The following is a 9,436-nucleotide window of genomic DNA, read 5'->3' as shown; positions in this document are numbered from 1 at the left end:
ATTATAAATGGATATTAATAATATTTGGGATAGTTTAAAAGATGAATTTGTTTTTGACGGTTCTTTAAAAGATTTATTTATTTTTCAGACCGATATAAATGATTGGAAAAAAATAATTGATTTTATAAATTTAAAATTTAAAACTATTTATAATTTTGATAAGAAAAAATGTGATAGTTTTATTTTATCCAAAGATATTTTTTCATGCTCAAGATATAATCTTAATTTTTATTTAAATGATAATATACTAATGTCTTGTAATTTTTACGACGAAAGTGAGTTTCAAGTTACAATAGATCCCCGTGAAATAAATTCTGAAAATGATTTTTTAGAAATAATTAAATTCATGAAAGAAATTTCTTACCTAACCAATAAAAATAGTATATTATCTGAAGAAAATACCATTAATTATAGGATAATAGAATATAAATACAAAGATAAAGTATTTATAACAAGAAATGGAGATTTTTTATCCTAAAAAAACATTGCCGGTAATAGCGGTCACGACATGACGAAAAGCCCAGGTAATGGGGGAAATAATGATAAGAACTCAAATAATTCGAGTAATGGAAATGATAAAGGATCACAAAATTCGAATGGTTTTAAAGACTTTTTAAATAATGCTGCAAATACAGTAAAAAATTATGGAACAGAAATTTCAAATAAACTTTCTGAAATGGGAGCAAGAATAAACTCAGCTATTTCAAAACCAGAAATGGCTGCATGTGGATTTATAGCAGGAACAGGTTTAGTTTCATTATCGTTAGGAATAGGAAATACTGCGGCAGCAACGGGAGGAGCTCCTTTTACAGCTGGACTTTCATTAGGGATAATGCCTGCAACAACTTCTAAAATTAGTAGCGGTTTCTTAATGGCTTCAAGCGGCCTTGGATGTATGTCAGGTCTATTATTTAATGCGGCAATGGGTGGTGATGGTTCTGGTGAGAATGGAGGATATGGTAGAGGTGGTCAAAAGTTAAAATCTAGCGAAGCGGCCAAAGGTGCTGACCAAACTTCTTTTAAAACGGATCAAAATGGTAAAGTAACAAACTATGAAACATATACAAAACAAACCAATCCAAGAAATCCGAATCCTTATGAGGTAAAACGCTTTGATGGTACACACTCCCATAATGGAATGCAACCTCATGTCCATGATTTTAAAACTCCAAACAAAGTAAGAACACCTGAGTTGAATGAGCTACCAAAAGGCTATTAATCTAATAAAAAGGGAATTTAAAAATGCAACAAAATTTTCATGACGCTGAATTATTAGGAATAGAAAAAAATGATAAAAATGATTTGATTCTAAAGTTATTATTACAAAATAATATAAAAAATATTATTACTTTTAAAAATGCAGTTTGGTGGAAATTATCTTCATTTGAAAATGAAAATATTCTTGAAGATAAAATTTTAGAATATAAAAAGAGTGACATTCCAAATGATATTATTAAATTTTTAGAAAAAAATATTAATAAAGATTTCATTGAATTTATAATTAAAGGAGATTTTAATGTATATTGCATAAATGCTTTAAAAGGTTGTGATGGAATTATTATTGCATCTGAAATCATATATGAAGAATGTGATTAAATATTTAAAAAAGGCAGAACTGTAAAAATTAATTTTATTGTAATAATAATTACTAAAACAAATAATTTAAAAAGAATGTATTAGCAGCTTCTGTCCCCTCAGGCGGCATATCTATTATTGCTACCTCATCAGTATCAAGTAAAATGGCTTTCGATGGCGGTATCATGGCCCTCGTTGGTTTGAAATGTATTTCGGATATTTTGATGAATGAGAGTTCGGGTGGTGACTCTAGTTCTTCAAATACATCCAATAAGAAATCTCGAAATGCTCCACCTGCACCCGCACCAGAAGCCAAAGGAGCACCTCATTCTATAATTGAAAAACCTGGAAGAGAAGGACAATATACTACTCACTTTGGAGATGGATCTTGGAAACAATACAGAGGAACTGGTAGGCCTCATGGCGCCATTGATAGACCAAATATTAAAGAAACTGTTGTAAATGAGAACAAAATTACAGGTAAAAAATACATTGGTGATACAGTTAGACCACCTAGAGTATCTGAAATACCTAAATAAGGAATAAATATGAGCAAGATAATATTTAATGATTTTATTAATTGGACTAATACCAACAATGAATTTACATATATTAATTATATAAATACTCATATAGATCAAAATAAAATTCATCCAGATTTTTTAGTAATATTTTGTAAATTATTTTTCCCTGAATTTGTATTAAAAAATGGCATGGTTTTTATTAAAGAAAATTTCAGAGAAAATTTATTTAATCAACTTGTTACTGATCATAATCCAAATGATAAAATTGAATATTGGATGAATTTAATAAGAGTATCTTCGTTTTTTCCAGATGATTGTTCATATGATAAACACGCTGAATTTTTATGTGAAACTATTAATAATTCAATTTCTAAGAAATTAGAAATTGAATTTAAAAATAATATTTTTAAATTAATTACAGGATATGATGATGATGACGGTTATTTTTTCACATTTCATCAAGAGTAATTTATTTTTTGCCTTAGTGTCATTTTCGGTTCTGCCGCAAAAAGATTCCACATGAGAATGGATTTTAAATGGAAACACTTTAAATCAGAAATCATTTCAATAACAATACGTTGTTGTGTTGCTTACCCATTAAGTTACAGACAGGTGGAAGAAATATTGAAAGAACGGGGTTTAGAAGTAGATCACTCTTCTATTCAGAGATGGATTGAGGAGTATTCCCCTCAATTAGGAAAGAAGTTTGCAAGTTATAAGAAGGCTGTGCAAGAGCTGGAGAATGGATGAAACTTTCATCAAGGTAAAAGGGGTTTGGCACTATCTGTATAGGGCGATGGATAAGGTTGGACAAAGGATCGACTTTTACCTTTCAAAGCAAAGAGATGCGGCTTCTGCTAAACTTTTTTTCCAAATGGCAATTCGCTCTTCTGGTAAACCAGAAAAAATCAACATAGATAAAAGTGTTTCAAATACATCCTCGTTAAATAACATAAATCGAGACTATAAACAAAATCTTCAGATCAAAATAAGACAAAATGAATATCTAAACAACATGAAAGAACAAGACCATCGATTTATAAAAAAGATGTGTAAGGCCATGTTGTGGTTTTATTCACTTAAATCTACAAGAGCTACTTTGTGCGGAATTGAACTCCATCACATGCTTTGAAAAGGTCAGCATAAAACACTTCACAATAAATCTATTTGGGAGCAATTTAGATTCCTCGTTGGATAATTGCGTCTATAAGACAACGATTGATCTGATTTATATGAATAAGTTTTACTTAATTTATTTCTGCGACAGAACCTACTTGTTGACATAAACGAAAAGAAGTTCCTTTAGAGTTTTGGGCAGTAAACAAGCAGCTTGCACCAATCGAAATAGGTGATGAAAAATTCTGCTCAAAACACAGGGATATTTCATTCAAAATGGAATTATGATAATGACTTATTCCCTATTTCAACAAAAGATTTTATTGCACATAAAGGAAAAGATCCGACTCTTTCTTCAAATTCCTTATTTAAATACGACACCCAAGATCGTCTTATTTCTGCAAAAGGTATTGGTGATGACACTTCTTCATAGGTCATATTCGTTACGATTATTCTATAGGGGGAAGAATAAATAAGGTAACTAGATCGGGTAATATGATTAAAAATAGAGTGTCAAAACATTCGAATTCTTAAATTGATACTTATTCCTATTCAACCACTGGTCAATTCGGTGTTTTACAAGGTGTTACTTTTAGTGATGGCTTTTCATCCGCATTTCAAACTTTTTTTAGTGATAGTTTAGGTTATAGAGAATTTGGTGTCGCTCCTACTTTAGCGGTAATTACTCCAAACAATTTAACGGAAAATAATAACAATAGTTTTACCAATACAAATTTAAGTACATTTTCAAACTGGCAAAATAAAAATGAAATTCCAATACAAAAATATGTTTGGAATAGTCTTGGTTAGCTTGCTGAATTTGATGGTGTTACTTATCAAAAATTATTAAATGATGGCAGACAACCACAACATAATTCAGAAAGGAAAAATGATTTAACAATACAAAAACTTCCTCGCTCAGTAGCTTTTGCTCAAGGCATTACATTTGAACGAGATGAAATTCATTTTAATATTGACCTTGGATCTTTCGCAACGTTACGTTTAATTACCCGTTATCCAACATTAAATGCAAAAGATGCTGTTTCATTATCTTCTGCTCAAATGCAATCGCGAAAAGAACTTGTGATAAAAGATCATGTGGGCTCCGTTTCACAAGTTATAGACATTGATTCTCATAAAATAGTAGAACGAAATGCGAGTGAACCTTTTGGCTTAGCACGCGGAATTCCATTATTATCAAACTCAATTTTAGCAAGTTACAAAGAAGTTGGAAATCGCCAAGATGTTTCTTTATACACTAATCCTCAAAGTAACATGCGTGATAACTGGGAAGGAAAATCATTTGAAATTCTTGGAAGCTCAAACTCAAATGAACTTCAAGGTATGCGTGGCACAGAAGTTTTTGCTAAAGGAAAATTCTCAGCATCTATTGGTTTAAGTAACATGGGAGTAAGAACTCTCGATTCAGCCCGTGGTGTATGGCTTTCTCCTGATTTATATATGGGAAGAAATTTAGAAGGAATTGTTGATAATCCTTTAGAAGCAAACTTATTTCAATATGCAAATAATAATCCTATTACAAACAATGATCCTACTGGTATGGCTAGCTGGAATGATACGAAAAGCAAAATTAATGATGCTTGTAATGGTAAAGTGAGTGGTGGTAATAGCGGTCACGACATGACGAAAAGCCCAGGTAATGGGGGGAAAAATGATCAGATCTCAAGTAATGGAAATGATAAAGGATCACAAAATTCGAATGGCTTTAAAGACTTTTTAAATAATGCTGCAAATACAGTAAAAAATTATGGAACAGAAATTTCTAATAACCTTTCTGAAATGGGAGCAAGAATAAATTCAGCTATTTCAAAACCAGAGATGGCTGCATGTGGATTTATAGCAGGAACAGGTTTAGTTTCATTATCGTTAGGAATAGGAAATACTGCGGCAGCAACGGGTGGAGCTCCTTTTTCAGCTGGACTTTCATTAGGGATAATACCTGCAACAACTTCGCAAATTAGCAGCGGATTCTTAATGGCTTCTAGCGGCCTTGGATGTATGTCAGGTCTGTTATTTAATGCGGCAATGGGTGGAGCTCCTAATCCAAAAGAAGAACAAAGTAGGGAGCCTAAATCACTACAAGATCAAATGACTCTAGAAGCAGCTAAGAGAGGTGATGAGGTTGGTAAACATCTTGATAAGATAAAAATGAATGATCCAAGATATAAAGATATGCAAAAAATGGCTGTCCATATTGAATCAAAGGCAGGTAAAAAAACAGAACTTCATTTTGTTAAAGATCCAAAAACTGGGAATTTAATGGACTTTAAGTTTAAAACACATTCGGAGAATTAAATAAGGTTTTAAAATATGAGAGTAAAGTGTATAATAAATAAAATATCTGAAATTAATGATATAAAAGTAAAAAGAGAAATTAATTTAATCTATGGACAAGATCAAAATAGATTACTTCCATTTCAACTTAATAAAGAATATAATATTTATGGGTTATCTTTAAAGGATAATATTTTAAGATTTTATATTTGTTATGATGATTCCGATAATTTTCCTCAACTTGAATTTTCAGCTTTTTTTGAAATAATAGATTACAGATTATCAAAATATTGGGAATTATTTATCGATAAAGATAACTCTCATGATATGATTATTAAAGAATGGAAAGATAATATTTATTTTTATAATAATTTATTAGATGGAGCTTCCTATGAAGCTAGAGTTTTTAATAGATATAAAAAATTAATAGATGAAGAATTTCCAAATTTAAGAGTAAAAATTTTAAATTTTGAAGAAAAATCTAATAATCTATATTTTGAAAATCAATTTGGGAGTTCCTATGGAATATGTAAAAATTTTAATAACAGAGATTTTGGTTGGTTTGATATTTCTATAAGATTTTTAAATAATCTTGAATTTGAAGTAAATACTTTTAAATCATATGAATCTAATTATAAAATGAGTTTTGACAATAAAAGATCTATATTTAATTTCTCTGTTCATGAAATTCAAGAAACGATGAATGGAAATAATTATGAAACTTATCTAATTGCCCTTTTTGGTTCCAATAAAATAAAAATACCATTTGAGCCTATTGTAACAGATATTAAAGTTGGAGACTTTATTACAATAAAAGTGCCTATAGAAGATGTTTTAATTGAAATAATTGAAGATAAAATTTAGAAATATTAATATTTAAATAAGGCTTTTATGCAAGAAATGTAAGATAAATAATGTTCTTCCGTTTCATACAACAAAGCTAAACAAAGATTGGACAAGATCTTATTGGTCTGAAGATAATGAAGTTCCAGATTTACAAGGATCTTTATTAGAAATAAGATCTTTTAATTCCTCTTATTATGAAAAATATTCAAATGATCTTAAAATAATGCAATTTATTTTAAAAAAAATTTAAATATGAAATTGAGTATTTATAATTTCAATTTAAAGTTATAAAATAAATTTTTCCAATACAAAATTAATTATAGCTTCAAACTAGCAAAATACAAATGAAATTCCAATAAAAAAATATGTTTGGAATAGTCTTAGTTAGCTTGCTGAATTTGATGGTGTTACTTATCAAAAATTATTAAATGATGGCAGACAACCACAACATAATTCAGAAAAGAAAAATGATTTAACAATACAAAAACTTCCTCGCTCAGTAGCTTTTGCTCAAGGCATTACATTTGAACGAGATGAAATTCATTTTAATATTGACCTTGGATCTTTCGCAACGTTACGTTTAATTACCCGTTATCCAACATTAAATGCAAAAGATGCTGTTTCATTATCTTCTGCTCAAATGCAATCGCGAAAAGAACTTGTGATAAAAGATCATGTGGGCGCCGTTTCACAAGTTATAGACATTGATTCTCATAAAATAGTAGAACGAAATGCGAGTGAACCTTTTGGATTATCGCGCGGAATTCCATTATTATCAAAATCAATTTTAGCAAGTTACAAAGAAGTCGGAAATCGTCAAGATGTTTCTTTATACACTAATCCTCAAAGTAACATGCGTGATAACTGGGAAGGAAAATCATTTGAAATTCTAGGAAGCTCAAACTCAAATGAACTTCAAGGCATGCGTGGTACGGAAGTTTTTGCAAAAGGAAAGTTTTCAGCATCCACAGGCTTAAGTAACATGGGAGTAAGAACACTCGATTCAGCCCGTGGTGTATGGCTTTCTCCTGATTTATATATGGGAAGAAATTTAGAAGGAATTGTTGATAATCCTTTAGAAGCAAACTTATTTCAATATGCAAATAATAATCCTATTACAAACAATGATCCTACTGGTATGGCAAGCTGGAATGATACGAAAAGTAAAATTAATGATGCTTGTAATGGTAAAGTGAGTAGTGGTAATAGCGGTCACGACATGACGAAAAGCCCAGGTAATGGGGGGAAGAATGATCATAGCAATAATTCACGACCTGATATAGCAGGTGGTGGTGGTAGAAGTCCTTCTGGAGGAAATGGAGGTAGTTCTGCTGGAAGTGCAAGGGTTGGTATTACTGCGTCTTTTAATTCATTTGATATGTTACGATGCGGCATTCCAATTGCATTTGGTGCTGGTTTAATCGCTGCTAGTGTAGCTTCTCAAACTGCTGCATTAGCTGCCACTGTCCCCTCAGGCGGCATATCTATTATTGCTACCTCACCAGTATCAAGTAAAATGGCTTTCGATGGCGGTATCATGGCCCTCGTTGGTTTGAAGTGTATTTCAGATATTTTGATGAATGCGAGTTCGGGGAGTGGGGGAGGTGGAGATTATTCTAATTTGAAAGATTCTAAATCTGCCGGGCCAGGTAAAAATTTTACTTCGTCTCAAAAACAAAAAATTATTGAAGCTAATAAAGCAAAAAATAATGGCGTTGTAAAATCTGATAAGTCATACATTGATCTTGTGAAACCACAAAAGTCTGAGAAAGGGGTTACTCCTAATAGAAATGAATGGCAAATTGATCACATAACTCCTAAAGATAAAGGAGGTACGAATAGTTTTTCAAATGCACAAGTATTATCAAGACAAGAGAATAGAATAAAGTGGAATAAATAAAAGATTTATATGAAAGAAATTAATAATGAAAGATAAATTTTGGCCATTTAATGATGAACCTAATGTAATGGTAATAACTTCAAAAAATATACTTGAAAGAAAAACTGAAATTTTAACTATTTCTCACGATGAAGATGATGGGATGTGGCAGTTTTTAGATAATTCAGATTTGAATGAAGATGATGCTAGAATATTAAGTTTAAAAGAAATTTGTGAAATAGATGAAACTGTTAAAGAATTAGCGAATCTACCTTTAGGTTGGCATGCTTGGAGGGAAAGAAGAGGTTCTACTTGGTATAAAAAAATAAATAGATAAGTAAGCGCGTATGTCATTTTCCAAAGAGGATGTCATGTAGGCAGGAATCAAATCAATAAGTTATCCAAAGAGGATGTCAAAAGTTTTTTCCATAGATCCTGTCCTAATATGCTAAAATTTCCATACTCCCTGTCATAAAATTATATCCATTTAAATATAGAATGTTACATTCAAAAGAAATAAAAATATAGGACATACTCTATGGAAATTTATAAGCAAATAACTCCAAATTCAATCGGTTTAAAATTTGTAATAACAATACCTTAAATTAAAAATTTTCTTTAAAAAAATCAAAATATTTTAGAAGAAACTTTCATGTAGGCATTGGATTTTTACTAAATTATCAAATACAAAAAACACTGATATTATTTTAGTTTTTAACAATGATATCCTCTTTGGAAATTTGGACATCCACTATGAAAAATGACATGATAGTTTAGGTTTTAGAGAGTTTGGCGTCGCTCCTACTTTAGCAGTACTCACTCCAACCAATTTAACGGAAAATAATAATAATAATAATAATTTTGCCAATACAAATTTAAGTACATCTTCAAACTGGCAAAATACAAATGAAATTCCAATGCAAAAATATGTTTGGAATGGGCGTGGGCAACTTGCAGGGGTATTTGCTGGTGTATTAAATAATAAAAATGAATTGGAAACAAACGAGCTTTTAAATTTTAGAATGTCCGATGAAAATGGGGGGCAGCTTGCTGAATTTGATGGTGTTACTTATCAAAAATTATTAAATGATGGCAGACAACCACAACATAATTCAGAAAAGAAAAATGATTTAACAATACAAAAACTTCCTCGCTCAGTAGCTTTTGCTCAAGGCATTACATTTGAACGAGATGAAATTCA

General features: G+C 30.6%; 12 protein-coding genes. All 12 read left to right on the top strand.

Annotated features, from left to right (window positions below; translation table 11 throughout):
- Positions 1-7 precede the first annotated feature (7 nt).
- Entirely contained in the window at positions 8-478 is a 471-nt protein-coding gene (locus GCL60_RS04390; protein WP_153418669.1) for a hypothetical protein, read from the top strand.
- Between the two features lie 30 nt (positions 479-508).
- Positions 509-1,219, top strand: a complete 711-nt coding sequence (locus tag GCL60_RS04385; RefSeq protein ID WP_153418668.1) for a hypothetical protein — start codon at positions 509-511, stop codon at positions 1,217-1,219.
- Between the two features lie 23 nt (positions 1,220-1,242).
- Positions 1,243-1,596: a hypothetical protein gene (locus tag GCL60_RS04380; protein ID WP_153418667.1), complete on the top strand. Its 354-nt coding sequence runs from the start codon at positions 1,243-1,245 to the stop codon at positions 1,594-1,596.
- A 164-nt stretch (positions 1,597-1,760) separates the two neighbouring features.
- Positions 1,761-2,114: a polymorphic toxin type 24 domain-containing protein gene (locus GCL60_RS04375; RefSeq protein WP_202613996.1), complete on the top strand. Its 354-nt coding sequence runs from the start codon at positions 1,761-1,763 to the stop codon at positions 2,112-2,114.
- A 9-nt stretch (positions 2,115-2,123) separates the two neighbouring features.
- Complete coding sequence (locus tag GCL60_RS04370; protein WP_153418665.1) at positions 2,124-2,567, top strand: hypothetical protein; 444 nt, start codon at positions 2,124-2,126, stop codon at positions 2,565-2,567.
- A gap of 274 nt (positions 2,568-2,841) precedes the next feature.
- Positions 2,842-3,231 (top strand): IS6 family transposase, encoded by a 390-nt coding sequence (locus GCL60_RS04365; RefSeq protein ID WP_153418664.1) that lies wholly within the window; start codon positions 2,842-2,844, stop codon positions 3,229-3,231.
- Positions 3,232-3,450: 219 nt separating this feature from the next.
- Positions 3,451-3,648 (top strand): hypothetical protein, encoded by a 198-nt coding sequence (locus tag GCL60_RS04360; protein WP_153418663.1) that lies wholly within the window; start codon positions 3,451-3,453, stop codon positions 3,646-3,648.
- 650 nt (positions 3,649-4,298) lie between these two features.
- Positions 4,299-5,531 carry an RHS repeat domain-containing protein gene (locus GCL60_RS04355; RefSeq protein ID WP_161998078.1) on the top strand — a complete coding sequence of 411 codons (1,233 nt, stop codon included), beginning with the start codon at positions 4,299-4,301 and terminating at the stop codon, positions 5,529-5,531.
- A gap of 15 nt (positions 5,532-5,546) precedes the next feature.
- Positions 5,547-6,374, top strand: a complete 828-nt coding sequence (locus GCL60_RS04350) for a hypothetical protein (RefSeq protein WP_153418661.1) — start codon at positions 5,547-5,549, stop codon at positions 6,372-6,374.
- A gap of 643 nt (positions 6,375-7,017) precedes the next feature.
- A complete protein-coding gene (locus GCL60_RS04345) occupies positions 7,018-8,256 on the top strand; it encodes an RHS repeat-associated core domain-containing protein (protein WP_161998077.1) in 1,239 nt (412 codons plus the stop codon).
- Between the two features lie 25 nt (positions 8,257-8,281).
- A complete protein-coding gene (locus tag GCL60_RS04340) occupies positions 8,282-8,572 on the top strand; it encodes a hypothetical protein (protein WP_153418659.1) in 291 nt (96 codons plus the stop codon).
- Positions 8,573-9,152: 580 nt separating this feature from the next.
- The coding region (locus tag GCL60_RS04335; protein WP_153418658.1) for a hypothetical protein at positions 9,153-9,436 on the top strand (284 nt) is incomplete at its 3' end.

Origin of the sequence: Silvanigrella paludirubra (assembly GCF_009208775.1) — a bacterium.
Classification (GTDB): domain Bacteria; phylum Bdellovibrionota_B; class Oligoflexia; order Silvanigrellales; family Silvanigrellaceae; genus Silvanigrella; species Silvanigrella paludirubra.
Note: the sequence above shows the minus strand (reverse complement) of the source record. Positions and strands in the feature narration are given on the sequence as shown.

Bases quoted from the DNA above. Each gene is read 5' to 3' on its own strand.
- GCL60_RS04390 (WP_153418669.1), top strand. From the start codon at position 8: ATGGATATTAATAATATTTGGGATAGTTTAAAAGATGAATTTGTTTTT.
- GCL60_RS04385 (WP_153418668.1), top strand. From the start codon at position 509: ATGACGAAAAGCCCAGGTAATGGGGGAAATAATGATAAGAACTCAAAT.
- GCL60_RS04380 (WP_153418667.1), top strand. From the start codon at position 1,243: ATGCAACAAAATTTTCATGACGCTGAATTATTAGGAATAGAAAAAAAT.
- GCL60_RS04375 (WP_202613996.1), top strand. From the start codon at position 1,761: ATGGCCCTCGTTGGTTTGAAATGTATTTCGGATATTTTGATGAATGAG.
- GCL60_RS04370 (WP_153418665.1), top strand. From the start codon at position 2,124: ATGAGCAAGATAATATTTAATGATTTTATTAATTGGACTAATACCAAC.
- GCL60_RS04365 (WP_153418664.1), top strand. From the start codon at position 2,842: ATGGATGAAACTTTCATCAAGGTAAAAGGGGTTTGGCACTATCTGTAT.
- GCL60_RS04360 (WP_153418663.1), top strand. From the start codon at position 3,451: ATGAAAAATTCTGCTCAAAACACAGGGATATTTCATTCAAAATGGAAT.
- GCL60_RS04350 (WP_153418661.1), top strand. From the start codon at position 5,547: ATGAGAGTAAAGTGTATAATAAATAAAATATCTGAAATTAATGATATA.
- GCL60_RS04340 (WP_153418659.1), top strand. From the start codon at position 8,282: ATGAAAGATAAATTTTGGCCATTTAATGATGAACCTAATGTAATGGTA.